We start from the raw sequence: 26684 nt of genomic DNA on the forward strand, positions 1-26684 counted from the left end.
ATATTAACATACACCAAAGGAGAGATTCAACAATGCGTAGTGAAACGGTCAACACGGATGTAACAGTGGTAGGCGGCGGATTGGCAGGAGTATGCGCGGCGATTGCAGCAGCCCGGCTGGGCCAGCGTGTGGCACTGATTAATAACCGTCCGGTACTCGGCGGTAACTCCAGCAGCGAGGTGCGGGTATGGGTATGCGGCGCAACCTCGCACGGCATTCACCGATATGCCCGTGAAACGGGAATTATGGGGGAGCTATTTGTGGAGAACCAGTACCGCAACAAAGACGGCAATCCGTATCTCTGGGATATGGTTGTGCTTGAAGCGGTTAAGGCCGAGCCGAACATTCAGCTGTTTCTGAACACGGATGTACATGAGGTCGATGCTTACGAGGATGGCAGCGGCCAGCGGAGCATCCGGTCCGTGACCGGGTGGATGATGGGGTCAGAGCGGAGAATTACTTTTGAGAGCGCGGTCTTTCTGGACTGTACGGGGGATGGCCTGGTAGGCTTCCTGGCAGGTGCAGCATACCGGCTGGGCCGTGAAGCACGCGAAGAATATAATGAGGAATGGGCGCCGCTGGTCGCAGATGATATTACGCTCGGCAGCACACTGCTCTTCTATACCAAGGACGCAGGCCATCCGGTCAAATATATCGCTCCAGCCATGGCAAAGGATATTACACAAACCGCTATTGCCGAGCGCCGCATCATCCGCAGCGGCGACAACGGCTGTGCCTACTGGTGGATCGAATTCGGCGGCGAGCAGGACACCGTTCATGACAATGAGGCCATCCGCGACGAGCTGTGGTCTGTTATCTACGGGATCTGGGACTATATTAAGAACTCCGGCAAATTCGACGCTGACAACATGACGCTGGAATGGGTCGGTTCAACTCCAGGCAAGCGGGAGTACCGCCGGTTCATTGGCGATTATGTCCTGAATCAGAACGACATCCTAGCCCAGCGCGAATTCCCGGACCGCGTGGCGTTCGGCGGCTGGTCCATTGACCTGCATCCGCCGCAGGGAGTGTACGCTACAGAGTCAGGCTCGAAGCATATGTATTCGGACGGCAGCTATCACATCCCGTTCCGTTCGCTGTATTCGGTGAACGTCAGCAATCTGCTGATGGCCGGCCGCGACATCAGCGCCTCGCATGTCGCGTTCGGCACGACCCGCGTCATGGCTACCTGCGCGGTCATCGGCGAGGCCGCCGGTATCGGCGCGGCACTCTGCGCCGCCAAGGGAATATCGCCGCGCGAACTGCATGCGGCCCACCTGAACGAGCTGCAGCAGACGATGCTGCGCCAGGACGCTTCCGTCCTCGGGCTACGCAACGAGGATGATGCCGATCTGGCGCTGAAGGCCGCGCTCAGCGCTTCCAGCGAGCGGAGCCGGTTCTGTGTGGAGCAATCCGCGTTCAGCGTCCCGCTCACAGCAAACATCGGCATCACCGTTGCGGCCGATCCGGGGCTGGACGGAATTGAACTGCTGATCGATGCGGCCGAAGCCGCAGAGCTGACGGTAGAGCTATGGGAGACCGGACGGCCCGAGAATTATATTCCTTATTCGTTAATCCAGTCTGTATCAGCTCCCGTTCAGGCCGGAGCCGCCCAGTGGGTGAAGCTCCCGGTTCAGTGGCAGCCAGAGTCACCGCGCAACGCATTCCTGATCGTCAAGGCCAATCCTTCACTGTCGCTGCATATGGCAGATGAGCCCGCTTCGGGAATACTCGCCTACAGGCATAGCGAGACCCCCGCAGCCTCGCGGGACTTCGGCGAGAATCCGCCTGCACAGCCCGTAGTGCAATGGGACAAAAAGAAGTATGACCACAAAGCCCCATGCCTACGCCTGTCTGCTCCTACGAGCGCCTTCGCCGCAGACAAAGTGATTGATGGCTACCTCCGTCCTTACGGCGGGCCGCATCAGTGGTCCTCTGACCGGATGTCCTCCGGCCAGCCGGAGTGGCTGGAACTGACTTGGAACGAACCCGTTACCATCTGTCAGGTACACATCACCTTCAATGACGATGTCAACGAGGATCTGATCAACCTGCATCACCATATCACAGACGCCGAGATCCTGCCTACATTGGTCAAGGATTACCGGATCGAAGCCCATAGCGGCGGGAAATGGACGGTGGTTGCAGAAGCTCAGGCCAACCACAAGCGCAAGCGGGTACACACGCTGAACGAAGCTGCGACCACCGGCCGCTTGCGGGTCGTGGTCCTGGAGACCAACGGCAGTGAGTACGCGGAGATTATTGAAGTGCGGGTGTACGGTTAAATCGCTTTCGGGCATTATCTTGGAAAAGAATAAAAATCATTAGGGGAGGGATTTCCGCAGGGCGGAGATTGCCTCCCTTTTCTGCATAAAGCTGCTGCAGAAATCTGCCCTTAATGTGGGATTACCCGCCTTATCCGGATGCGCCTATCAAACTATAATCAGGTTGTAAGCGAATACAGAAGGGATAAATAGTATTTTCTAAAAAATATGAAAGAGGTGTTCATTTATGTTAAAACGGTTAAGGTTATTAAGTTTAATTGTTTGTATGCTCGCCAGTCTTGTAGCTGTCGTTCCTTTGACAGCAAGTGCAGCGGGTACAATTGTAAGTTATCCGTTACCGTCGGTCTATACCACGACCAATCAATACACGGTAACAGCAGACTCTACCAATATACCGGTAATCGACACTTCGGAGGTATTTGTAAACTATAATTATTGTAATTTCTCTTTTTCAGGTACGACTACAATCACAATAACAGCAAGTGAGCCAATCAATACCTATAATATTTCCCCCAAAGCTTTGGGAATCACTGCAGCCAAGAGCGGAAATACACTTACCTTTACACTTTCATCACCAACCTATCTTATCGTTAAAATCAATAACCTGAAGGATCTGGTGATTGCGGCAGATGCTCTTGAAACCAATGTTCCGGCTTCATCCGGTACAGGGATATACAATGTTAAAACCGGGTACGGTGCTGACAGTACCGGTGCCACTTTGGCTACAACTGCCATACAAAACGCCATTAATGCGGCTAACGCAGCAGGCGGCGGTATAGTATACGTTCCAGCCGGCGTGTACAAGAGCGGTAACATTGTTCTAAAAAGCAATGTTTCGGTTTATCTGGAGGGTAGTTCTGTAATAAGGGGTTCAGGAAATCCAAGCGATTACACTACCCATTTCCATAAGAATTCTCTGAATAAGGATGGAACCTGGTTTATTTATACCGAAACCAATGCAAACAATATTAAGATATACGGCAGGGGAACGATTGACGGCAATGGCCATTATATGAGAAATACAAACAATTATTTGAACAATATTCTTGTACCCTTGCAGTGCAGCAACTTCACGGTTGACGGCATAACCATCAGAGACAGCGGTGGCTGGGCTACAATCGTTACAAGATCTAATAACGTGACTTTCCAGAATACCAAGCACTTCAACAACAATGAACTTGATTATGAGAATGATGCCATAGACATTCAAGAGAGCCAGAATGTACTCATTAAACACACTGTAGCAGTATCGGAAGATGACACTTACTCCTTTAAGACATGGGATGTAGCCACTACGGATATCGCTGCAAACTGGCCGGGAACTCCTGAAAACCAGTCAAATGTAGTGGTCGATGATGCTTTGGCCTGGAGCAGATGTGGAGCATTCAAGGTCGGAGATGGAGTGAAACAGCTTCAGGATGGCATCGTTGTTAAAAACTCTTATGTATACCGGTGCTGGCGCGCTTTAGCGGTAGGTCATCTCTATGGAACTCCAGCAGCACAGAACATCGTATTCGACAATATAGATGTAGAAGGCTTCTGGCCAAGATCCGGGGTTCACTCCAGATGGCTTGATCTTTCTGCAAAAACCGGTCCGATCAAAAATGTGGTCTATAATAATATCAATTTACGCGCTTTGGGTGAAGTTTCAATAATGAAGGGTTGGAATGACACATCTACGGTCTCCGGAGTGACATTAAACAATGTTCGCGTCGGTGGAGTTGCGGTAAATAATTTGACAGATTTGAAAATAACAGATACGAACAGCTATGCTGCAGAGCCAAAATTCAACACATTGAAATTTGAAGCGGAAGGCTATAACCTTAGTTCAGGTGTTATGTCCTATGAGTCAAGCACGGACGGAGGGCTGGATGTGGGTGGAGGCAGTAATGGCGACTATATAGCATTTAAAAATGTAGACTTTGGCAGTACAGCTAAAACAAGTATTGATATGAAGGTTGCATCCGCTAACTCCGGCGGAAAGATAGAATTCCACTTGGACAGTCCTACAGGCCCTATGCTGGGTTCTTGGACGGCAGAAAGCACAGGCGGATGGCAGACATGGTCCCTCAAGAATATCCCGCTTAATGCCGGGACAGCGGTAGGAACTCATACGGTATATGTTACTTTTGTGAAATCAGATTCAACCACAGTTGCCAATTTAACTTGGTTCCAGTTCAAATAGAATGGAAACGGTTTGATGTATGTTAAGCAGGGCCTGACTGTGGTCAGGCCCTTGTTTGGCGTATACGGGACTTTTGCCGGGGGGCGGGGATTACTGCTCCGTCCACTGCCACGGTGTTAACGATTCATTATCGAATCCGCACGGTTCCGTAATATGGAACAGCTCTCGAATCGCTGTAAAGTCGGTCATTACTTATCTCTCCCCGTTCGTCGAATAATTGTTAAATATTCAAGTGTGAATTAATGTAATCTTAACATAGATCATTGGGGGGCGGGTGTACGGGTAACCGGCTCCAGGAGACAAGTGGAAAAAAGCCTAATCCTTTGGCGTACATGCTCAAGGATTAGGCTTTTCTCAGTTTATTTTAACGCTTCATATAAAGCAATAAGAGCCAGGGACTGTCCGTATGCCATCGGCATGAGGGTAATGTTCTTGTAATGCTCCTTATCCATTCCCATACCGGTTCCGGCCGACACATTCAGCACGGTTCCATCTCCGCTAATATTTTGACATACCGATTGAATGGCCTTGTCTGCCGCAGCCTGATAGGAAGAATCCAGAATACCGGCCTTGATGCCTTTGATAATACCTGCGGCAATAGCGGCCGACCCGGATACCTCTTCATAGCTGGACGGGTCCTGCAGGACTGTATGCCACAGACCGGAAGCTGCCTGGAGGCATACCAAGGCATTGACCTGAGCTGTATACGTATCAATCAGAAACTTCCGGATACCCGGGCTAATCGAATCCTGGCAGGCTTCCAGGTAATCGACGATCCCATAGGTGAACCAGGAATTGCCGCGGCACCAGAAGATGCTGCCGAAATTATCATTACGCTCGAAGCTCCAGCCGTGGAAGAACAGGCCGGTATGCTTGTCGAACAAATACTTGATATGGAGCAAAATCTGGTGTTCAGCTTCATGCCCCCACTCCGGCCGGTTAAACTTGCGCCCCGCCTGGTTAAGAAACAGAACCGCCATGAAGAGCGTATCAATCCATAACTGTCCATTGTGCAGGTGAATTCCATCCCGGTTGCCAATGGCAGTGACCGTATGCTGAAAGCCGCCTTCTTTGGTTTTGGGCAACTCATGAATGAGCCAATCCGCATGCTCCCGGCATAGCTCTTCCAGTTCGCTGGAAGGCTCCAGCTGATCCAGGAGCAGCACCAAAGGCAAATAAGGAGCTGTCGTATTAATGTTTTTGGAAGGCAGTCCCGCCTCCAGATTACGGAAATACCAATTCTGAAAGAATTCCATATAACGCGTATCGCCGTAAACCTTCTGCAGCTTGTAAAGACCATACAGACCGACGCCCTGCGGCCAGTCCCATTCTTCAATTCCGAAATCCCGTTGCACAATCCCTACTCTTGTATCGGCCTGAACCACGGTTTTATCCTTTTCATAGTCGCTGCCGCCCAGATTCATCAGCTTATCTACTACCAGCCCAATTTTTTGAAGCAATATTTCATTTGTCATGGATTCCTAAGCTCCTTGTCATTCAATATGTTCTAGTTAAATGGTCCGCAGATGCCATTGATTATTAATTTCTTTAATTAACGCCGTATCGCATTTGGGTGTCCGATCATAGGCCAATAGGCCGTTAATTTCTTGCTCCACATCGGTCAACTGCGTATAACAATAACCATAAATAATCTTAGAAGCGTATATGGCCTTCATGATTCTTGCATATTCCAGAACAAGATCCTCTGAGGATTGTGCGCTGGTATATCCCCAGCCATCGTCAGCGCCAGCCTTATAGCTTATCCCGCCGAATTCAGTTAACAGGATGGGCTCTCCCCGATGCTCATAACCATCTGCATATACACTGCGGGCGGATGGCTTGGAAGCAAGCATCGTTTCCTTCGTGGACAGAATCCGCTTGAATTCTTCATACTTATCCGGCTCATCTGCTCTGCCATGCTGATAATTATGAACCGCACAAATGTCAGTTTGTGTCATTTCCCAGCCATCATTCGAGATCACTAACCGGGTATCATCCAAGGAATGAATAAGACTATACATGGCTAAGCTGTGATACTGCTGCTGCTTATTCGATTTCACCATCGGAATTCCCCAGCTCTCGTTAAGCGGAACCCAGGCAACAATAGAGGGATGATTGAAGTCACGGTCAATAATCTCAATCCATTCTTTGGTTAACCGGGCTACAGCATCACTATTGTAGGAGGGGCTGGCCGCACATTCTCCCCATACAAGGAACCCTATACGATCTGCCCAGTATAAAAACCGCGGGTCCTCTACCTTCTGATGCTTACGGCAACCGTTGAACCCTAATTCTTTGGCTAATTCAATATCTTGCTTCAGGTGTTCATCCGTGGGCGCAGTAAGCAATCCTTCCTGCCAATAACCTTGGTCGAGTACAAGCTTTTGATAATAAGGTTTGTTATTCAGATAGACCATACCGTTCTCTGTATGAACCTTCCGCATGCCAAAATACGATTGTATACCATCCACCTCAACCCCATGATCGTACAGCTTCATTTCAACATCGAACAAATTAGGAGTTTCCGGAGTCCAGGTCCAGCCGGCGTTATGAAAGTTTGTCCGGAAGATTTTCAAGCCAAACAGATCTACCGTCCTACGTGTTATGGGCTGCAGCAATCGTACTCGATCCTGAATAACAGGGACTCCCTGAAAAGAAATCCGAATATCCACATCTAATTCCTCTGATCCATATCCCTCAGATTCAACTTCTATTCCAATGCTCCCCCGATCTACATCGGGCTCAAACTTCACCTGATGAATATAAACAGGGTTCACCGCCTCCAGCCACACGGTCTGCCATATCCCTGTCGTGCGGGTATACCAGATGCTGTCCGGCTTCTCTACCCAGAACTGTTTGCCCCGGGGTATTGTCTCATCCTGTGAAGGATCCTCCACATGAACAGTCACCTGTTCCTCCTGCCCGGTTAAGGCATGTGTAATATCAAAGGAAAATGGGGTGTGTCCTCCCTCATGCATACCGATATAATGACCATTCACATACACCCAGGCTCTATAATCTACCGCTCCAAAATGTAAGACAACACGCTGTTTATACCAACCTGGCTCAAGTGTGAAATTACGCTTATACCAGACATAGTCATGAAAAGAGGTATCGTGTATTCCACTCGCCGGGGTTTGAAAAGCAAAGGGAACTTGAATGGTCTGACTGAAATTTTCACTTGGATCAAACCAGCGCTGAGCAGCTCCAACATTCTTATCATCAAATTCAAATTGCCATGCTCCATTTAAGTTAAGCCATGCGTCTCTAACTAACTGTGGACGCGGATATTCCATCCTGTGTGTCATCCAGCTTCATCTCCTACCCTATTAGTCTGCAACAATAATAGTTAACTTTTTTGCGTTTTTTACAGTAAACCATCTTTACAAGCAAGCAAATACTATCATGATGAAAGCGCTATTTCAAGCTTATATCAGTGTAATTCCTTATTTTCAACTTCGTGGTATACTAAATAAAATTAGCGCTTAACCAGATCGTTTATTGTAAACTAAAAAGTTAACAATTGGAGGTACTTATGTTCTTAGAACTCGATGAGAATGGTATTTCTGTTTTGAAAGCACTGGCCTCTGACACCAGAGCTTCCATTCTCAAACTATTGTTACATACACCGCTTACGGTCAGTGAGCTCGCCAAAAAGTTAAATTTAAGCAAAGCCATCGTATCACGCCATATCCGTTTACTGGAGGACGCCAAGATCATCAAGCTCCAGGACAATTTAGAGGTTACCGATAGCCGTAAGAAGAATTTCATTCTTGCTGTGGATCATATTGCCCTCAACTTACCGAAGAAGCTCCATCTTCCTTTTAATGTAATCACTAATGAAATTAAGCTCGGATACTATTCTAATTTTTCGGTCACCCCTACATGCGGATTAGCCAGCCCCGCCAAAGTAATCGGAAAGTTAGATGATCAACGGACCTTCGTCTCCAATGACCGGATTGAGGCTTCCTTACTTTGGTTTGCCGAGGGCTTCGTTGAATATATGATTCCGAATGATTTCAACCACAATTTCACTGCAGAATTATTAGAGTTATCCTTAGAGCTCTCTTCAGAGTTCCCTGGTTCCAACAATAATTGGCCCAGTGATATCGCTTTTTATATCAACGATGTTTTTCTAGGCACCTGGACGGCTCCGGGTAATTTTTCAGATGTGCGCGGGAAATTAACACCAGCCTGGTGGGATAATGAACTAAGCCAGTACGGCCTTTTGAAGCATTTAAGAGTCACCAAGAAAGATACAGGAATAGACGGTCAAAAAATATCATCAGTTACCCTTGCCCAACTAAAGATCGAAGATTCCCCCTTCATCCGGTTGAAGATTGGTATTGATGATCACTCTAAGAACAAAGGTGGACTTACTATTTTCGGGGAGCACTTTGGAAATTATCCGCAGAATATGCTGCTTAAAATATTCTACACTGAAGCGGAATAGACTTGAACTTGAAGCTTCATCGTCACTGCGGTGAACATTTGGACTTCCGGCCGCTGTTGTCCCCAGATTTCTTGATTTATTCCGCTCTTCGCGGTGGAAATCCGGTGACAAAGGCGGTCGCTGCCGCTCCTCCAGTTCCAAATTTCCCCTCCGCTTCTTTTGCTTTTTGTTAGTTTCTTTAGTGCTTCTTATATAGGCTTCGAATCTCCCAAGGTGCTTACGCAAAAAGGCTCTCCATGAACGATGTACATCGTTTTGGAGAGCTTTTTTATGGATAATATTCTGATACAATATAAGGACAAACCAAATTCGAGGTGCCAGCCATGCAATGGGAAGAGGTTCGGAAAATTTATCCCAATCAATACGTCAAGCTGCAAATCCTTGCATCACATACCGAAGGCAACACTAAGTTTGTGGATGAAGTCGCACTGATCCGTGCTATTCAAGACCCCCAAGAAGCGACTATGGAGCTTCTACAATCTAAGGACGGCGTGATTGTGTCACATACCGGAAATGAAAAATTGAAGGTTGAGATTCGTGTTTTTAGTAGACCGAGAGTGGCTCGAATAACCAGAATACTTACAGATGAACAAAAGAAGCAAATGACTTCGGTTATCTTCAAAGATGAAGGTGTTCTCTCTCAACTTCAACAAGCTCAAAAAGATCACAGAGATGGAATTTCTACTTACAGTGACAGCGAAGAGGAGTTCGCCCAGTTACTGGACAAGACCCAAAACGAATAACAGCCTAACCTCTCAGCATATTCGCTGTGGTTAGGCTATTTTTTGTACAATAACTCTCTTGCCTTTCATGCAGCCTGCATCATGCGATAGCTGAAAGGGAAAACAAATCAAACCATGAACGGCATTAAAAATGATAAGATATCTTATCTAGAGACCTTATCACTTTTATTGAATTTCATTTTACTCGTCAATTTTATCATTCTTTCTAAATTACTCCTATCAAAAAAATCTTCTGCCTAGCGATCCTTTAACTAAGGAAATATGTTTTAAATCTCTCCAAATCCATGAATACACAATTTCCGTTACAGGAGAATGTCCAAATATGTCAAGTACTTCTTCAGTAAGAGTATATCTATTAAAACCCCGAGAATTTGGTCTCATGTATTGAAGCTTTTCAAAGTTTGATACATCATTCCATAATTCCTCCCGCCTACTATGTGTGGACTCATCAGCTATTTGAATATCTACCCTTGATTTCACCTCTAATGGTAGAGCCTCCAGATACCAAAAAAGTGTTGGTCCATTGCCCTCAAAAGGTAGTGTCAGTTCTCCATGAAAAATTGCCGGGAGAGTTGAACCCATATCCATTACGAGTTTAAAATTAGGAAACCACTTTTCTACTAATTGTGCATATGCATATAGCGCCGCTGAATATATAGCTATTGTTCTGGACAATAGCTGCCCACCAGAAAAATCACTCCATACCCAATTTTCCCTTGAAATAATATCAGGACCAGGCCAGGGTGGAACGATTACTTTTTGTCCTAGTCTCTCTAGATTATATATACAGTCGTAAAAATAATTTAAATTATGTTTTTTTCCATTAATATAATAATTATCTACAGTTCCTACCTTGGATTTTCGATGCTTTATCTCAGAAATTTCTATCGGCGAGGAATGAAGCGAACCTTTATTAAGTACCGTCAATGCACTTCTCCAAATATATTCATCCATAAGTGGTCCAGTATCAATTGGAAGAGAATATTCCTTGAGAAGTTTACTTAATTTGCTTTGCAATTCTTCAAGTGTCCATCTCCAAGCCCATGCTGACTGAAAACCTGGACGCGCACTTCTCATTGACGGCCATTCATATATATTACCTTCTGAGAATATACCTTCCTGAAGAATTACAACATCTGTAATATCCCTCTCTCCTTCATACCATGATGTAGTAAGATGAGCCCCCTCCGTTCTAACGCCTAACTTTTTCACTTTCCCATCTTTCAAGGGAGCAATGAGGTATTTCAAAGGTCCAATAGCTTGTATCCATACTTCCATACGGGATCTTATTTGATTACCACATTCTAATGCAGGTGGTGGAAATACCTCATTAGAGAGACCCCATGTAGACAAGCCTTCGTTAATAATAATTGAAGCGAAGCCAGGATGTTTAAGTACTAATTCTCCAAAAACACCTGATACAGTCTCGCTTGAAAAGTTAGCTAGGAAAATCGCTAATGGATACTTCCAATTCTCAATTCTAGATGAATTAATCAATAAATCAGAGACACTTCTCTGTCCGTTTGCAATTGCTTCAGCAGCAAACCACTGAGAAATTATTGGTAGCGAAAAAGAAATTATGCTTTTGGTATCTATATATACCACAAACCCAGTATCAATTAAGAGTTCTAAATCCTTAGTGAATCCGATTTCATTAACAGGGATAAAACTATTATCACGTTCAATGGTTAGTATGGCTAATTTTTGAAGCATAAACCTAGCTTCGTTTATTCTTTTTCCGGTTTTCTCTATCGATTGAGTAATTAAAAAGTTCAACAGTTCAATTTTCGAAATAGAACTCGAACTAAAATCTGTTCTATTTCTATAGTAAACACCTGCCAAAAGGGTGAATAAAGGCCGTTTGACTGCATCTTTTATCTCCTCGGACCAATTATAAATATTACTTGGCTGAAATTTCTCCCCAGCTATAAAGATAATCAATTTAATTGCTTCGTCCTCTGAAAGAGGCTCTATGCTTCTTATTTCGGGGATATTATTAATACTTATTTGAGGCCGACTTGTAATAAGGATCTTAGAATCTTCCCAAGAGTTAACTATATATCTTGCTTCATTTAATAGTTCTTTGGCATAACTCGTACCTACTTCATCGGCACCATCAATAATCACGAAAATCTTTTTACGATTAATAGGATTGAAGACACTTAAAAAATCATTAATCTTTGATTCTATTCCACTTCGAGCCTCATTTGCATTCAAATAAATTGGAAAAGGGGCTGATATATCCTGCTTCACTGCTATCAACGCCTGACGATAAATCTCTTCAGTAATGTATGACTTACCAATTCCCATCTCTCCACTCGCAACTATAAGAGGGCATTCCTTAGTAGGACTAATTTCAATGAGTTCTCTCTTTATGATTGAATTTTCAAGTAAACTAATGGCTATTTCTCTAGGAATACCTATTGCCTGCATTCTTACTAAAACTCGTGCATTTGACTTGCGAATAAGTTTGTCTACCTCTTTGTTCTCAATTTCTTTAGGATCTTCCAAAGATACTATTGCATCACCATACTTTTCTAAAGGGAAAGACTTTATTTTTCCTAGTGGAGGTTTTATAACTCTAGGTTGCCCAGTTACGAAGCGGTACAATTTTTCATATGCATTTTGGAGATTATAATAGGTATAGGGCCTTAAAGCCAAGGGAATATATTTTATATCTTCCTCACAAAAGACCACTGGTAAAATTCGTTCATTCTTCTCCGCTTCATATAGAAACTGTAGAATATACTTCCCCTCCCACTTACCTCCCTTTCCTCTCCCCTCCTGCTCATTTCCCTCAAAACGAGTACAATAATTATCTGAACAAACAGCAATAATATAATCAGATTCTTTAATCATCTCAATCATCCATTGGGCCCAACCCTGAGCAGGATTTTCATCATACTGGTCTATTACAGAATCTATTCCTTCCTCACGCAACTGATTTGATAACAAGAGCACTTTGTTCTTATGTTCATCCGAATCATGACTATAACTTATAAAAACTTTTTTTACCTGTTCCATTGCTGCCCCTCTTTCTTTCACCAGAAAATGCAAAGGCTTTTAATAAATTCATTAAACTTTTTTTAAAAAAAATTGCCCCTAATTGTGATACAGTTCACGTTGACTTCTTTGTTTAGAAGCGGCATGTCTATAGAAGAAATGACCGCTAAATTGCGGTCATTGTAATTGGAATTGTATTTTTATTGCTTCAATGCATTCATTCATAGTTAATTTCACAGAGATATTATTCTCGTCAGTATCAACCTGGGACAGAAACAAATTCCATATTGGTTCGAACAGTTCTGTTTCATTTGTACTGTCTACATTTATTTTCCTTCTCCAATCTACTGCCCATCGTTTACACATTTCTTTAAATAGCTCTATATTGAAACTGACTACTAGTATTGTACAAATAGACGCACACTCTTGGAACTCCCTATATCCAACATTTAGTTTCACCATTCCATCATTTCGTGGAATCCCTAATTTTATAGCATTTTTTCCTGCCAGAAAAGAATTAGAGTGTACTATCCCGTGTCTCATTTCACAAATAATCCCATACTCTTCTAGTATTCCCGAAATTAAGCTATTGTTCTTCACTTCAAATTTAATGAAATTTTTACATGCAGCTGTGATTCCGTCAATACCCGCAAAAGATGTATTCTCAAAAGCTCCACGTTCAACATTTATAGCCCCATGCCATACTACTGAACCTAAGTTTATACTTTGCTTTGATGCACACTCTTGAGCAGAAGGGCAAATCCGAATGATATTAGCTAGCATATCCCTAAAATAATTCTCAGTAGCAGAAATAATACCTACAAGAAGCAATGGACCAAGTGCTTTGTTCTGGTCTAGTAAATCTCTTGACCCAATTCTGAGTAGCTCTCTTAGAGTAAAATAGTAACTATCAATTGGTGAGGTTAATGAATTCATCCCTTCAGCCATGTAGTTAGCTATATCTTCAACTTTCTGTGTACCCGTTACTTGGTTGATAGAATTATACCACTCCGTATTGCTCATACAATGAACTCCTCGGCATATGAATATATCTTTTTAGCCCATTCAGGACCAATCTGTGGCACTTTACGTAATTCACTGTTATCAGTATCCATTAGTATGTCTTTTATTGTTTTGATATTTGAGTTAAGTTTTATACTCTCTACCCTTCTGCTCGTTAAGGGTAATCTATCAATATCATTTGAAATTAAAGACTCAAATATTGAAATGCTTTTTAACATAGCCCCGCAATTCGGACAAAACTTTGCATTCTCATCTGTCCTGGGGGTTTTACATTTATCGCATGGCGGAAGAGAGAGAGGAAACATAGCGCCCACATCCTCTGTCCCTAGTAAAACTTGAGGCGTAACTTTTTTAAACAAGTGAGAACTTCTCTTACTCAAAGAAATAGCAAGGTCTTGATTTTTTATACTCTTTTTACCTATAAAAGCGTTTCTATCAATTAATGAAGCATAATGAATAGTAAAAAGTTCATATACACCTTCTTCACGACCTTTACTAACTTCCCCTTTAGGCATCACTAATCCTGCGTACTGATAAAAATCTAAGACTTTCCCAAACTCCACAGGATATGACTTACTTATAGCTATGGAGACACTTTGAGACGTAGCTTCTTTATCTTTATTATATTCTTTTATTAATTCAGTGATTTTCGAAAATAACTGTTCACCTTTAGAAATGAATTCAGCATATGTTGGAAGTTTGACTTTTAAAGATGAGTAGACGGCCATAGTTTGTTTTAAGCTATTACTAATAGCACTATTTACAGAACTTCTATTAAATGAATAATTGAATTCATCATCTTCATCATCAGAGACTTTATAAAAGTTTCTAATCATATTAAGCAAAGCCCTTGGCATACCAAAAGATGCATAGCATACAATTTCTAGCAAATCCTTCCTTTTTATAAATTCCTTAAGCACATTTGCAGGGAGTCTTCGTTCCAATAATCCGATCATAAATTCAACGTATCCAACAGAATCCGGTTTTATCCAAACGTCAATTTCCTCTGCATCATGACCAACATGGAAGGTTGGTGAATAAACTGTAACTCCTGGGTATACAGCTGCTTTTGGAGAAATAAGTCTACTTTTAATTGTTCTAAAAAACTCAAAGAAGTCTCTCTGTTGATCAGCCGAAAACGCATGAGCTGCATCATCTAACAATAATACACAGTGCGTTTTATTTAAATTACCTAACACTTTAGAAATTTCTTCTTCAATTTGTTCAACAGTGATAAGCACTTCCTCTTGAACTAACTCAACATGCCTAAACTCAATATTACTAATAATCTTTTCAATATTACTCTTTGTGTACTTTAACAAACCAAAACTTTCAATATTCAACAGTTCCAAAGATTGATACAACCCAAGATAAACTTTAAATAACATCCACTGATTAAACCAATACACAGCATTAGCATTTGACTTATATAAAGGTTCAATTTTTAAAGATGATTTGAAATTAACATAAATAGGAAAGGAAGATTTAGGGTTTTTCGAGCTTCCATTAGCAGATAACTTATAATAAGTCTTTAACATTAACGTTGTTTTTCCTGATCCTCTAGGTCCTACTAAAAGTTTTGCTCCACCATGAGATAATTTTCTAATTATGCTATCTTCCTCTGGATGTTCAACGCTCCATTTTTGAAATTCTTCTGATGCAATATATTCTGCTTGCTCAATAAAAATATCAAGATTCAAATCCATCCCCCCAATACACCTCATATTATAAGTATTTCCAAGCCTACTCATTACATTCTATCAATCCTTCAACTATTACTCCACTAAAACAACATTAAAAAACGAAATAGTTCTTGCATTGTAATTCCAAATTGATTACATTTCCCTTCCAAGCCTTACACTATATAATACATCCTAAATCTCCTCTTCCTCACCAGTTTATGGTTAAAATTTTTATCCGTAAAGCCAAAAATCACATACAAATATTGAACGCCAAAGAGAGTTTCTCTTCGAAAATCACCGATTGCAGAATGTTCGAGATTGAAGTAGACTTTTTCATGAGGTCGCCTCGTTTCGGATGTTTGTAGGGTACAAACACATTACCGAAGAAGCGACTTTTTTGCTACCTTCTTTTGCCTAATCAATTAAGCCTACCCTTGCTAATCGGGCGCGATAAACCCTCAGGAAGCTATTAGTTAATATAATTCCAACTCTTAAATCTGATGAGCTTACTAGAGTGTGGCCTCCTCTGCCCATAACATCATTTGAGCAAATATTAGTCTCTTGCGAGTTTTCCTTCAAAACTTGCCCTTACTTGTGATATGTCCCCCCATCATACTCCCTCCCCTCCCCCCATATACATAGGAAGAACGGTTTACAAGCTGGAAGGAGAGATGGATGCATGCCCGGAGATGACGAGATTAAAGCGCTGGAGAGGTCGATTGCCGAGATTACGGAGATTGCTACCGGCTTCGGCCTCGATTTTTATCCGATGCGTTATGAGATATGTCCTGCGGATATCATTTATACTTTTGGTGCCTACGGGATGCCCACCCGGTTCGGACACTGGAGCTTCGGCAAGACGTTTCACAAGATGAAGTCACAATACGATTTCGGCCTGAGCAAAATTTATGAGCTAGTCATTAACTCCAACCCGTGCTACGCCTTTCTGCTCGACGGCAACTCCCTGGTACAGAATAAGCTGATCGTCGCGCATGTGCTGGCGCACTGCGACTTCTTCAAGAACAATATGCGCTTCTCCATGTCCAACCGGGATATGGTCGAGAGCATGGCAGCCACTGCCGACCGGATCAATGATTATTCAGTCACCTACGGCACCGATACGGTCGAGGGCTTCATAGATTCGGTGCTCGCCATCCAGGAGCATATCGATCCCAGCCTGATTCAGCCGCGCAAGCTGGGCAAGACCCATCTGCTCGAAGCCAAGATGAAGGAGCGTAAGGACTCCCCTCCCGGCGGGCCTGGACCGGCTAATGCTTACAGTGAGCTGTGGGATCTGGAGAAGAGTACTGACGTCCCGCCAGTGCCGGAAACCGCCGGCAAACGCACCTTCCCCCCGGAGCCGGAAAAGGATATCGTCTGGTTCATCCAGCAGTATTCCACTGCCCTGGAGGACTGGCAGCGCGATATTATGACTATGCTGCATGATGAAATGCTCTATTTCTGGCCGCAGATGGAGACCAAGATCATGAATGAGGGCTGGGCCTCCTACTGGCATCAGCGGATCATGCGCGAGCTGGACCTGACGTCTGAGGAGACGGTCGAGTACGCAAAGCTGAATTCGTCCGTGGTGCAGCCTTCCCGCCAGAGCCTGAACCCGTATTACCTGGGGCTGAAGATCTTCGAGGACATTGAGAAGCGCTGGGACCGGGACAAAATGTTCGAGGTGCGCGAGCTGGATTCCGACCTCTCCTTCATCCGCAGCTATCTGTCGAAGGAACTGGTGAACGACCTGGACCTCTATGTATTCGAGAAAAAGGGCCCGGAATGGAAAATTACCGATAAAGCGTGGGAGAATGTGCGCGACCAGCTGGTGCTGGCCCGGGTGAACGGCGGCTCCCCGTACCTCGTCATCCAGGATGCCGATTATGAGCGGAACGGCGAACTCTTGATTGCCCACCGCTATGAGAGTATCGAGCTGGATCTGAAATACCTGGAGCGCACGCTCCCGCATATCTACGCCCTCTGGGGCCGTACCGTGCATCTGCAAACCGTCGTGGAAGACAAAAACGCCCTGTTCACCTATGACGGCAAAAAGGTACAGCGGCGGTTTATGTAAAGAAACGTATGGGTTCGCACAACAAGCCGCAGTGTAGTTGCTATGTGCAATTACGCTGCGGCTTGTTGTGGATTTGTATTAGATTTGGAGGTCAAACAGTGCTGCAAAAAATAATTAAATATAAATTATCCCAATTTTGTTTTAATAGTATCCGTATGGGTTAAATATCTCCTGTGATTTATAATGGGTAATTCTGGATGGTCTAAAATTACCCTCATACAGAAACCAGACGGGAGAGGACGTTAGTGAAAGTGAAACAAATGGCAATACTGCTGCTCATCATGTGTGTGATTCTGACAGGCTGCATGGGGGGCAGCAAAGAAGGAAGTCCAGCGCCTTCATCCAGCCCGGCCGCCACGGCAACTGCCGAAACGAAGAACAATTCGGGGAACCCTCCGCCGGAGGCTTCACAGACCGTGTACGATCTGAAGCAGAAGTATGATTCGGACGAAGCAGCTCACAGCCCAGGCATCATGCCTATGTATAATGTGGAGCAGGATATGGAATTCATCTTCAGATTCAATACCGATCTTGGCTCAGAAGCCATTGGCAAGACGTTATCTGTACATACCGATATCAAGGCACTGCCGGAGAGCAAGGTAGGAACCCTTGAAGACTCACAGCTTGTAGGCGGCAAAAGCGTATACTCCATCAAGCCGCTCGGCTTCGGCGTACTCCCTTCCGATTCCCTGCGCGAAGCCGGAGGCAGCTCCTGGGGGAATGCCCCCGTGTACTACATCCGGCTTAACTATGATCTGGATGCCAAATCGCCTACTCCGCTGAAGCAGCCGATTATAATTCCGTTTACGGTGAAATCGGATCTGCCTACACCGACTCTGGATGCCGACATCAGCCCTGACGGCAGACTGACTCTGGTGTGGAATGAGGTGCCGGGCGCTGAGAGCTACAATATATACAGCGCTTCGCATATCACGATGGAGAACACGAATGAGCCGCTCAGCGGTGCGGAGCAGGGCTATGCGGATCAGCGCCCGTTGCTGATTGCAACAGTGAAGGGCACTTCGTATAACGATTTCATGAAAGACGGACGCGGTGCGCTCGGTGTAGTAGATGAGATGATTACGAGCGTACAGAATAACAATGTCCAAGGGGAATATTACGTCACTGCCGTTCAGGGAGACAAAGAATCCAGGTTCAGCCGCTCGGTGGACACCGTGGCATTATCCAAACGGCTGCCGCGAACCGTGGCTTCTGAAGATACTATCAACCTGAAATCATTCAAGAATGCCAAAGAGCTGCCCAAAACCATACCGGTTCAGTTCATTGACGGCTCCAAAGCCTCAGTAACTGTGATGTACGACACCGCAGCTATCAGCCTTAAGTCTTCCGGTCCAACCGATGTCCCGTATAAGATTCAGGGCACCGCGCTCAAGGGATATGTCCAGGTCTCACAGCTGACGGAAGCAGACCTTAAGAGTCTTGCAGCTGCCCAGAGCAACAAGGCGAATCCGGGATATGTGGAGCCGCAGAATGACACGGATTATGTGCCTGCACCGGATGTACCGACCATCATTGACAACAAAGATACCGGGAACGCCAGTGAACCTGGAGATAATATTATCGACCAGCAAAAAGAAAATACCAAGAGCAAGGTAGAGGAAGGCAACAAACAGGCGGTTCCGGGCACCACGATACGGGCAGACCTGATTCATGCAGACTCTGCGCTGGAGGAGTATCTCGCGTTGACCCTGATTAACGGCGACACCGAAATCTCGCTGCAAGCCTTCCCGGAGGCGCAGAATGCCCGTACCCTGGTGGATGTAATTGAGAAGGTAGTCTACCAGAACCCGCTCATTCTTGGCTTCCGCGGCTATGGCTACGATTATGAGAAGCTGACGCTGAATGTGAAGTACGATGATTCTGCCGAGACCATCCGCTCCAAGCAGAAGGAGATTCTTACCGAGGCAGATAAAGTAATCGCTGCTGTGATCAAGGAAGGCATGAGCGCAGATGAGAAGCAGATGGCGATCTATGATTATCTGAATGATAACACCGCCTATGACGATGCTGCACTGGAGAATGCCAAGGAGCAGGAGTTCAAGACAGTAGATGCGAAGTATAACGATTCCTTCAATACCTATGGCATTCTGGTTAAAAAAGTCGGCGTATGCATGAGCTATGCCCATACCTTCCAGCTGCTCTCTGATCTCGTCCAGGTCCCTTCGATGGTCGTCACAGGAACCATGAGCGGCGTGAATCACGCCTGGAACAAGGTGAAGATCGGCGACGAATGGGTCAATGTCGATCCGACCAACAATGCCACCAATACTGGACTGCCTTATCTGCTCTACAACTCCAATGACGCTACAGCCTCCGATGTAGAGTATGTGATGGACAAGGCCTACTGGCTGGACCATGAGCTGTCTCTGTTCAAGGCCACCAGCAATGCTAACGATTATTACGTGACGCAAGGACTTGAGGTAGATTCCCTGGAAGCCTACAAGACTAAGCTGGCCGAACAGTTGAAGAAAGGCGAGACTCTGGTAGTTCTGCGCATTCTGGGCAATACCGACAGCTCGGAGCTGATGCAGAAAACCGCCGAGGTCATTAAGCAATACGATGCCACTAAGCTGGATAGTGCAGGCATGGTTGAGCTGGGAAGCTACGTAGCGGTTCAATTGGATGCCGCAGCCGGGCAGTAACAATCGCAAGAAAGGCAAGCCCCTTTATCGGGCTTGCCTTTTCTTTTATTATAAATTTCCAGCGACCATCTGACTGTTCCCCTTCATACGGGAAATATTAAGAACTCAGTTCCAGATATACTGCATCTTTTTATACCCGACATCCCATATTTTCAATTCGCCTTTAATCGTGATCTTCAGCTCATCCCCCGGCAGAGCCGGCATCTCGTATACCACAGGGTACTGTTCAGGATTAGTACGCTGATAATCTCCAGTATAATTAAAGATCTCCTGGCCATCCCGGGTAATACTGATCTCACCGGAATAATCCGTTGGTTCAGGGTTTCCGAAAGTGAAGCAGAAAATGGTCCGGCCTTCAGACTTGTACGTGAACGTTCTGGAATCCTCGCCTTCCGCTCCATACAGGTTTGAACCGGGCGTCACCTTCTGTCCGTTGATTTGAATACTGCCCGGTTTGTCTCCTGTGGATGAATTGCCCGAGGTGTCCTTCCATTCAGTGATCGCCGTAAACGGACCCTCTACTTTTGTTATTATTTTGTCTACCGCCGCGCCTAGTCCCCATAAAGCTATAAAAAGGACCAACCCCGATAAAGCCGTTGCCACCAGATTGCGCCCGAGGCTCCGGTAACGGAAACCAAGCTTGTACGCCCCAAAACCGAGAGCTGCGCCAATCGAATTCTGAAGAGCGTCGTTGATATCGAAGCTGCCCAGGAAGGTAAGAGCCTGGAGCGTTTCCAGCACAAGAATCGCGATGAAGAACAAGGTGATGAACCGGACGAAGCCGACCCGGTACAGCCATGGAATCAATATACCGAAAGGAATAAACGCAATCGTGTTCCCGAACCCCACCAAATCCATCAGGGTTGGAGGCATAAGATCAGATGGAGACGGCAGCTTAAGGAAGTTATCGGGCATGAAGATAAAGGTGTAGATGGTATGATCCGAAGCCTCTCCTCTGCCGAAAGCGAAGAACATAAAATAAAGCACAATAATGGTATAGACTACAGTTACAGTTAGTAAAATCTTGCGTTGTTTGACCATGGTTAGCTCCTCCATCTCTATTTTTCCACATATTACTATAACTTATTTGACAATTTCATGAAACCCGCGCCCCCGCACTGGAACATAAATCTCCATCACGGAATCCACGCGGGCGTGACAGCGCTCATCGTAGAATTCAAAGTTCAGCTTGTCCTCGTCGTGCATATAGCCGCTGCCCGGGAACCAGTCCTCGAAGATATACCTCCAGGTACTCTTGACCACCTCAGCAAAAGTCTCCGGTCTCGCCTCATCGGTAGCGTCCACCGGAGGTGTCGTGAATACCACGTACTGCGCCGCCGGTACAACAGCCGTAAGCATGTCAGGAGTGACCTTACTGAAGTCCTCCACTATAACCCCCAGCAGATACACAGCATTACCGCCAGCATCTGACGGTATACATAATCCGACCTCCCCGTGCTTCGGCGGATTCAGCTTCGCGTACATCTGATCCTCCAGATTGTCGCCCTCATAGTAATACCAGAAGGAAGCGACATCCTGCGTAGCATTCCCCGCCTCCACATTCGTCTCAATCCCGTAACCCGCTACGTTAAAAGCAGGCCGCTCCACCCTCACCGGCTCTGCCATATAGGCCCTGATCTCATACTCCAACCTGTCCCGGAGATATCCGCTCATCCGCGCCGCATACTGGGAGGGGCTGTAGCCGTAGGTCTTGCGGAAGGCTTTGGCGAAGCCTCCGGGTGTCTCGAAGCCATATTCCAGCGCAATCTCCGTAATCTTCCGTCCGTTGAACAACTCTACGGCAGCCCGTGACAATCTTCGGGTGCGCACATATTCCATGACCGGCATGTCCTGAGACTGGCTGAACATCCGGCAAAAATGGTACAGCGAATACCCCGCATACGCCGCAATCTGTTCCGCTGTCAGCGGGTCCATAAGATGCTCCTCAATATAATCAATCGTCTGCCCGATTTCCCTGCTGTAATTCAGTGACTCCACCGGCCTTTCAGTATACATAGGTGAATCCATTATAGCAGACGCCGGCCTGCGGGACTGATCCAGCCTTGCTGTATCCTCAGGATTACTCCAGACCTAAGCAGGATGCCTGCGGCCCGGTCAGCGCTGTATATCCGTCAAGCCTTTCATAATGAATTCCACTATATAATCCAGAAGCTGCGGAAAATGGCTTGCCCCGATCTCTTCCTTATGAATGTCGATATACGGTATAGAGTTAAACAAGGCGAGAATCATCCCGTCTTCCAGATCCGTTCTGATTTTCCCCTTGGACTTCCAGTTCCGGATTAACTCCAGCATGCCGCTATTCATCATCTCATGAATACCTTCAATCCCGCCATGCGCATAGAATTCCTTCTCCAGCTTGCTGAAGAGTGCTTTATTGTACCATTCCTTCAGAATGGGGTGCTCATTCATCCCGCTGTAATTAAGCTCCATCATCTGCTTAAGCACCTTGGCTGGCTCATCATCCACATCGACCTTAGCCATCATGCTCCGCTTCAGTTCCTCATTCTCCCGCAGATAGATCTCTATGAACAGCTTCTCTTTGGAAGCATAATAATTATAGAACGTGCCTACGGCATATCCGCACAGCTTGGTGATGTCGGACACATTGGTGTCCTTGAAGCCCTTGGAGCTGAACAGCTCTGTACCGCATCTGAAAATCTCTGCCTTCTTATCTTCCATTTATAAGCCCTCCACGCCTGAGTGAATCGTTTTCAATTCATTCACACAATGTAGCACAGCCTTACAGGCATTACAATGTACTTTTATATTCAGCTGACACGTATCACTTCCAATTTTGGTGAATAGGCTATTGTAATGAATTCAAGAATGGAGGGTTCCCGCATGAATTACAGGAACGAAGATTCGAACAGTCCAGTTCACCCGTCAGGCTATCGGCATCTGCCGCAGCCCTACCCTTATTCGCATTATCACTACCTGGTACGTTCGGAGTCCGCTGAGGAAACCGCTCCGAGGATGGCTCAGAAGTCTGCAACTGCCGGGAATACGCAGACTGTCCGGGCCTCCGAACCTCCGGCCGCTCCAAATAAGCTTGAGCATGACCATCCGGAGGACAAAATGGACGGCTGGCAGCAGATTCAGAATGCCAGTAAGCCGCAGACGGTCCTGGAAAGCGGACATCCGGCTGCCGCGAACAAGCCGGTGGAAGGCCATCCCGGGGCAAGTGAAGTCGGCGGAAAGGGTATTCATGTCGATGCGGGAGGCGAGTTAGGGGGTAAACACGGCATCGGCTTGAATGCCGGCGGAAAGCTGGCATACAGCGGCGCAAGTATGCAGGCAGGCGGCCATATCGGCAGCAGCTCTTATGGTATTGAAGCGCAAGGCGATTCCCATGTGGGCAACGGGCAAGGCCTCGGCGTGAACGCTGAAGCCCAAGCCTTCGGCAAATACGGGGTGGCCGCACAGGGCAAGGCCCAGCTCGGCGGCGGGCAGGGCGCAGATGTCCAGATGGGCGCGCAGGCCGGGGGCGAACACGGGCTTAATGCAGATGCGGGTGCTCATCTGGGCCTTAGTCAAGGTGCCGGTTTTGACTCCCATGTTCAGCTCGGCGGCAACAAGGGCATCGGGGCTGAAGCCAAGGCCCAGCTCGGTGGCGGCGAAGGCGCAGGCATCGGCGTGGGCGGACAGCTCGGCAAATATAACGGCGAGTTAAGCTTCAAGATTGGCGGCAAGCAGCAGGAGCCTAAGGATTCTCAGGAGGATTAGAGGCTTCCAAGCGAATAAGGAATCATCTTGATCCCTAGACAACATAAAGGGAATATCCTTAAGCCATCATGATGGCCTGGGATATTCCCTTTTTTGCAGAACCCGTATGTCTAAGTGGAGCTGTGTCAGCGGTTTAGCAGGCTTCCGACATATTTCAGCAGCTCATTGGCACAGATTGGGCAGTAGTTGTGCTCGTCGATCAGACGGCGGCTGACCTCGTTGATCCGTTTGAGCTGGCTTTCATCCGGTGTCTTGGAGGAAGTGGTGATTTTGACGATATCCTTGAGGTCCGTGAACAGCTTCTTCTCGATGGCTTCCCGCAGCCGGTCGTGATTGTTGTACTCGAACTTCTTGCCCTTGCGGGAATAGGACGAGATACGGATCAGAATCTCCTCGCGGAAGGCCTTCTTCGCATTCTCCGAAATACCGATCTGCTCTTCAATGGAGCGCATCAGCCGCTCATCCGGCTCCATCTCTTCATCGGTAAGCGGGTCGCGGATTTTGGACCAGTTGCAGAAGGCTTCAATATTGTCGAGATAATTCTCGAACAGCGTTTTGGCGGATTCTTCAAAAGAGTAGACGAACGCCTTTTGCACTTCGCTTTTGGCGAGAATATCATATTCCTTACGGGCAATGGAAATAAAATTCAGATAACGCTCGCGCTCCTCCTTCGTAATCGAAGGATGCTGATCCAGACCGTCCTTGATCGCCCGCAGCACATCCAGCGCATTCATGCACTGCAGATCGCCTTTGATCAGGGCGCTGGAGATCCGGTTGATGACATAACGCGGGTCGATGCCGGACATGCCTTCATCCAGATATTCGGTCTGCATTTCCTTCAGATCCGCTTCCTTGTAGCCCTCGACCTCTTCGCCGTCGTACATGCGCAGCTTCTTGATCAGATCCATCCCCTGCTTCTTGCTCTCCTTAAGCCGGGTCAGGATCGAGAAGATCGCCGCCGCGCGCAACGCGTGAGGGGCAATATGCACATGCTTCATATCGCTCTGGCCGATCAGCTTGGCGTAGATCTTCTCCTCTTCCGAGACCCGCAGATTATAGGGAACCGGCATGACAATCATGCGCGACTGGAGCGCTTCGTTCTTTTTATTGGAGATGAAGGACTTATATTCTGTCTCATTCGTATGGGCCACGATGAGTTCGTCAGCACTGATTAGCGCGAACCGCCCGGCCTTGAAGTTGCCCTCTTGGGTCAAGGACAGCAGGTTCCACAGGAACTTCTCATCGCATTTCAGCATTTCCTGGAATTCCATCAGGCCGCGGTTGGCCTTGTTCAGCTCCCCGTCGAAGCGGTAAGCGCGCGGATCGGACTCCGAGCCGAATTCGGTAATGGTTGAGAAGTCGATGCTCCCCGTCAGGTCAGCGATATCCTGCGACTTCGGGTCGGAAGGGCTGAATGTACCAATCCCCACCCGCTCCTCTTCCGACAACAGCACCCGGACCACGCCAACCTGTTCAATGTCCCCGTGGTACTCATTCTTCAGCCGCATCTGGCAGGACGGGCATAGATTGCCTTCAACCCGTACGCCAAGCTCCCGCTCAATCTCCGGACGCAGCTCCAGCGGAATCAAATGCAGCGGGTCCTCATGCATCGGGCAGCCCTCAATCGCATACACCGCACCCGCATCCGTACGCGAATATTGCTCCAGGCCGCGCTTCAGCAGCGTTACCAGCGTTGACTTCCCTCCACTGACCGGACCCATCAGGAGCAAGATCCGTTTGCGCACATCCAGCCTTCGGGCTGCGGAATGGAAGTATTCTTCCACCAGCTTCTCCACCGCACGATCCAGTCCAAAGATCTCCTGTTCAAAAAACTTATACCGTTTACGTCCGTTGATGTCCTCGACGCCGTGTGACTTGATCATGTCGTATACGCGGGAATGAGCCGTTTTTGCGGGAGAGGGGTCTAGTCTCAGCAGTTCTATATAGTCCTTGAAAGTGCCGCTCCACGCCAAACGGTCGTTCTCAGCCCGATACGAAGCTATACGCTCAAAAATATCCATGGCTCGCTGCCTCCTCTTGCGCTCCTACTTGCTCCACCAAGCTTAGAAAGTGTATTACATACCTATGCGGCGAGCCCGGAATAGTTGACCTCTTTTTTGCTGTGCTATAATAGAGAATCATGAATTCTCTATTATAATTACGCTGCAATCCAGGGCAGGAGTGACAACCAATGGCGATCAAACAGGAAACGGAGCTGTATGCTCCTTTGAAGGGATTTTTTGAACGGCAGGGCTATGAGATCAAGGGCGAGGTGCGCACTTGCGATCTGGTCGGTATCCGGGAGGACGAGGCCCAGCCGCTCATTGTGGAGATGAAAAAATCGTTCAATCTCGCCCTGCTGCTGCAGGGGATTGAACGGCTGCGCTTAAGCCCTAACGTCTACCTTGCGGTAGAACGCGTCAGGGAGAAGAAAGGCGCGGTCAACCAGCGCTGGGGCGAGCTCACCGGGCTGTGCCGCCGCCTCGGCCTGGGGCTGGTGACCGTCGTCTTCTACAAGACGAAGGCCCCGCTCGTCGAGGTGCTCGCGGAGCCGGGCGAGGCGCCGCCGCAGGCCCGCAGCGCCGTCCGCCGCCGCGAGCGTCTGCTCTACGAGTTCCGCGAACGCAGCGGGGACTACAACACCGGCGGCAGCACGCGCGTGAAGCTCGTGACCGCCTACCGCGAGAAGGCGCTGCGCGTCGCTCTCGCGCTGCAGGCCCTGGAGGCCGAAGCCGCTGATGCGGCCGGCCTCGGCGGGGGGCGCGCGGCGCTAAGCGGCGCGCCGGGCACTGCCGTGGCCGCTGCCGGGACGGCGGCCACGGATAC

Annotated in this window: 17 protein-coding genes; 8 read left to right on the forward strand and 9 right to left on the reverse strand. The window is 47.0% G+C overall.

Going from position 1 to position 26684, the window contains the following annotated elements:
- The first annotated feature begins 32 nt into the window (after positions 1 to 32).
- Both ACFSX3_RS02120 and ACFSX3_RS02125 read left to right on the forward strand, forming a co-directional pair.
- Positions 33 to 2285 (forward strand): FAD-dependent oxidoreductase, encoded by a 2253-nt coding sequence (locus ACFSX3_RS02120; RefSeq protein WP_209991380.1) that lies wholly within the window; start codon positions 33 to 35, stop codon positions 2283 to 2285.
- Positions 2286 to 2511: 226 nt separating this feature from the next.
- Positions 2512 to 4470 carry a carbohydrate-binding protein gene (locus ACFSX3_RS02125; protein WP_209991381.1) on the forward strand — a complete coding sequence of 653 codons (1959 nt, stop codon included), beginning with the start codon at positions 2512 to 2514 and terminating at the stop codon, positions 4468 to 4470.
- Positions 4471 to 4829: 359 nt separating this feature from the next.
- Here the strand turns inward: ACFSX3_RS02125 and ACFSX3_RS02130 are convergent, their stop codons facing one another.
- Together ACFSX3_RS02130 and ACFSX3_RS02135 are read right to left on the reverse strand one after the other, a co-directional pair.
- A complete protein-coding gene (locus ACFSX3_RS02130) occupies positions 4830 to 5945 on the reverse strand; it encodes a glycoside hydrolase family 88/105 protein (RefSeq protein ID WP_209991383.1) in 1116 nt (371 codons plus the stop codon).
- 36 nt (positions 5946 to 5981) lie between these two features.
- Positions 5982 to 7778 (reverse strand): glycoside hydrolase family 2 protein, encoded by a 1797-nt coding sequence (locus tag ACFSX3_RS02135; RefSeq protein WP_209991385.1) that lies wholly within the window; start codon positions 7776 to 7778, stop codon positions 5982 to 5984.
- Positions 7779 to 8005: 227 nt separating this feature from the next.
- Between ACFSX3_RS02135 and ACFSX3_RS02140 the strand changes: the two genes are divergently transcribed.
- On the forward strand, positions 8006 to 8923 hold the full coding sequence (locus ACFSX3_RS02140) for an ArsR/SmtB family transcription factor (protein WP_209991387.1): 918 nt from the start codon (positions 8006 to 8008) through the stop codon (positions 8921 to 8923).
- A gap of 323 nt (positions 8924 to 9246) precedes the next feature.
- Entirely contained in the window at positions 9247 to 9666 is a 420-nt protein-coding gene (locus ACFSX3_RS02145) for a hypothetical protein (protein WP_209991389.1), read from the forward strand.
- A 219-nt stretch (positions 9667 to 9885) separates the two neighbouring features.
- On the opposite strand, the gene ACFSX3_RS02150 is transcribed toward ACFSX3_RS02145, so the two are convergent.
- The 3 genes from ACFSX3_RS02150 to ACFSX3_RS02160 form a co-directional block, all read right to left on the reverse strand.
- On the reverse strand, positions 9886 to 12690 hold the full coding sequence (locus ACFSX3_RS02150) for an SEFIR domain-containing protein (protein WP_209991391.1): 2805 nt from the start codon (positions 12688 to 12690) through the stop codon (positions 9886 to 9888).
- A gap of 156 nt (positions 12691 to 12846) precedes the next feature.
- The gene (locus tag ACFSX3_RS02155; protein WP_209991392.1) at positions 12847 to 13692 is read right to left on the reverse strand and encodes a hypothetical protein; all 846 of its coding nucleotides are present in this window, start codon (positions 13690 to 13692) and stop codon (positions 12847 to 12849) included.
- The gene (locus ACFSX3_RS02160; protein WP_209991396.1) at positions 13689 to 15392 is read right to left on the reverse strand and encodes an ORC-CDC6 family AAA ATPase; all 1704 of its coding nucleotides are present in this window, start codon (positions 15390 to 15392) and stop codon (positions 13689 to 13691) included. Before ACFSX3_RS02160 ends, ACFSX3_RS02155 begins: the two co-directional genes overlap by 4 nt.
- 661 nt (positions 15393 to 16053) lie before the next feature.
- Here ACFSX3_RS02160 and ACFSX3_RS02165 point away from each other — a divergent pair.
- Entirely contained in the window at positions 16054 to 17451 is a 1398-nt protein-coding gene (locus ACFSX3_RS02165) for a SpoVR family protein (RefSeq protein ID WP_209991398.1), read from the forward strand.
- Between the two features lie 245 nt (positions 17452 to 17696).
- The gene (locus tag ACFSX3_RS02170) at positions 17697 to 20114 is read left to right on the forward strand and encodes a transglutaminase domain-containing protein (protein WP_209991400.1); all 2418 of its coding nucleotides are present in this window, start codon (positions 17697 to 17699) and stop codon (positions 20112 to 20114) included.
- Between the two features lie 105 nt (positions 20115 to 20219).
- On the opposite strand, the gene ACFSX3_RS02175 is transcribed toward ACFSX3_RS02170, so the two are convergent.
- From ACFSX3_RS02175 to ACFSX3_RS02185, 3 genes are all read right to left on the reverse strand, one after another.
- On the reverse strand, positions 20220 to 21155 hold the full coding sequence (locus ACFSX3_RS02175; RefSeq protein ID WP_209991402.1) for a VanZ family protein: 936 nt from the start codon (positions 21153 to 21155) through the stop codon (positions 20220 to 20222).
- 42 nt (positions 21156 to 21197) lie between these two features.
- Positions 21198 to 22130, reverse strand: coding sequence for an AraC family transcriptional regulator (locus ACFSX3_RS02180; protein ID WP_339223467.1), 933 nt, complete (start codon positions 22128 to 22130; stop codon positions 21198 to 21200).
- A 99-nt stretch (positions 22131 to 22229) separates the two neighbouring features.
- A complete protein-coding gene (locus ACFSX3_RS02185) occupies positions 22230 to 22814 on the reverse strand; it encodes a TetR/AcrR family transcriptional regulator (protein ID WP_209991403.1) in 585 nt (194 codons plus the stop codon).
- 162 nt (positions 22815 to 22976) lie between these two features.
- On the opposite strand from ACFSX3_RS02185, the gene ACFSX3_RS02190 reads away from it, so the two are divergent.
- The gene (locus ACFSX3_RS02190) at positions 22977 to 23858 is read left to right on the forward strand and encodes a hypothetical protein (protein ID WP_209991404.1); all 882 of its coding nucleotides are present in this window, start codon (positions 22977 to 22979) and stop codon (positions 23856 to 23858) included.
- A gap of 125 nt (positions 23859 to 23983) precedes the next feature.
- Here ACFSX3_RS02190 and ACFSX3_RS02195 read toward each other — a convergent pair whose 3' ends face one another.
- Positions 23984 to 25879: a PrkA family serine protein kinase gene (locus ACFSX3_RS02195; RefSeq protein ID WP_209991405.1), complete on the reverse strand. Its 1896-nt coding sequence runs from the start codon at positions 25877 to 25879 to the stop codon at positions 23984 to 23986.
- A gap of 170 nt (positions 25880 to 26049) precedes the next feature.
- Here ACFSX3_RS02195 and ACFSX3_RS02200 point away from each other — a divergent pair.
- Positions 26050 to 26684, forward strand: a 635-nt coding sequence (locus ACFSX3_RS02200; RefSeq protein WP_379312555.1) for a DUF2161 family putative PD-(D/E)XK-type phosphodiesterase, incomplete at its 3' end; no start/stop codon positions are given.

This window comes from Paenibacillus rhizoplanae, assembly GCF_042684125.1.
Classification (GTDB): Bacteria; Bacillota; Bacilli; order Paenibacillales; family Paenibacillaceae; genus Paenibacillus_AQ; species Paenibacillus_AQ rhizoplanae.

Bases quoted from the DNA above. Each gene is read 5' to 3' on its own strand.
- ACFSX3_RS02120 (WP_209991380.1), top strand. From the start codon at position 33: ATGCGTAGTGAAACGGTCAACACGGATGTAACAGTGGTAGGCGGCGGA.
- ACFSX3_RS02125 (WP_209991381.1), top strand. From the start codon at position 2,512: ATGTTAAAACGGTTAAGGTTATTAAGTTTAATTGTTTGTATGCTCGCC.
- ACFSX3_RS02130 (WP_209991383.1), bottom strand. From the start codon at position 5,945: ATGACAAATGAAATATTGCTTCAAAAAATTGGGCTGGTAGTAGATAAG.
- ACFSX3_RS02135 (WP_209991385.1), bottom strand. From the start codon at position 7,778: ATGACACACAGGATGGAATATCCGCGTCCACAGTTAGTTAGAGACGCA.
- ACFSX3_RS02140 (WP_209991387.1), top strand. From the start codon at position 8,006: ATGTTCTTAGAACTCGATGAGAATGGTATTTCTGTTTTGAAAGCACTG.
- ACFSX3_RS02145 (WP_209991389.1), top strand. From the start codon at position 9,247: ATGCAATGGGAAGAGGTTCGGAAAATTTATCCCAATCAATACGTCAAG.
- ACFSX3_RS02150 (WP_209991391.1), bottom strand. From the start codon at position 12,690: ATGGAACAGGTAAAAAAAGTTTTTATAAGTTATAGTCATGATTCGGAT.
- ACFSX3_RS02155 (WP_209991392.1), bottom strand. From the start codon at position 13,692: ATGAGCAATACGGAGTGGTATAATTCTATCAACCAAGTAACGGGTACA.
- ACFSX3_RS02165 (WP_209991398.1), top strand. From the start codon at position 16,054: ATGCCCGGAGATGACGAGATTAAAGCGCTGGAGAGGTCGATTGCCGAG.
- ACFSX3_RS02175 (WP_209991402.1), bottom strand. From the start codon at position 21,155: ATGGTCAAACAACGCAAGATTTTACTAACTGTAACTGTAGTCTATACC.
- ACFSX3_RS02180 (WP_339223467.1), bottom strand. From the start codon at position 22,130: ATGTATACTGAAAGGCCGGTGGAGTCACTGAATTACAGCAGGGAAATC.
- ACFSX3_RS02185 (WP_209991403.1), bottom strand. From the start codon at position 22,814: ATGGAAGATAAGAAGGCAGAGATTTTCAGATGCGGTACAGAGCTGTTC.
- ACFSX3_RS02190 (WP_209991404.1), top strand. From the start codon at position 22,977: ATGAATTACAGGAACGAAGATTCGAACAGTCCAGTTCACCCGTCAGGC.
- ACFSX3_RS02195 (WP_209991405.1), bottom strand. From the start codon at position 25,879: ATGGATATTTTTGAGCGTATAGCTTCGTATCGGGCTGAGAACGACCGT.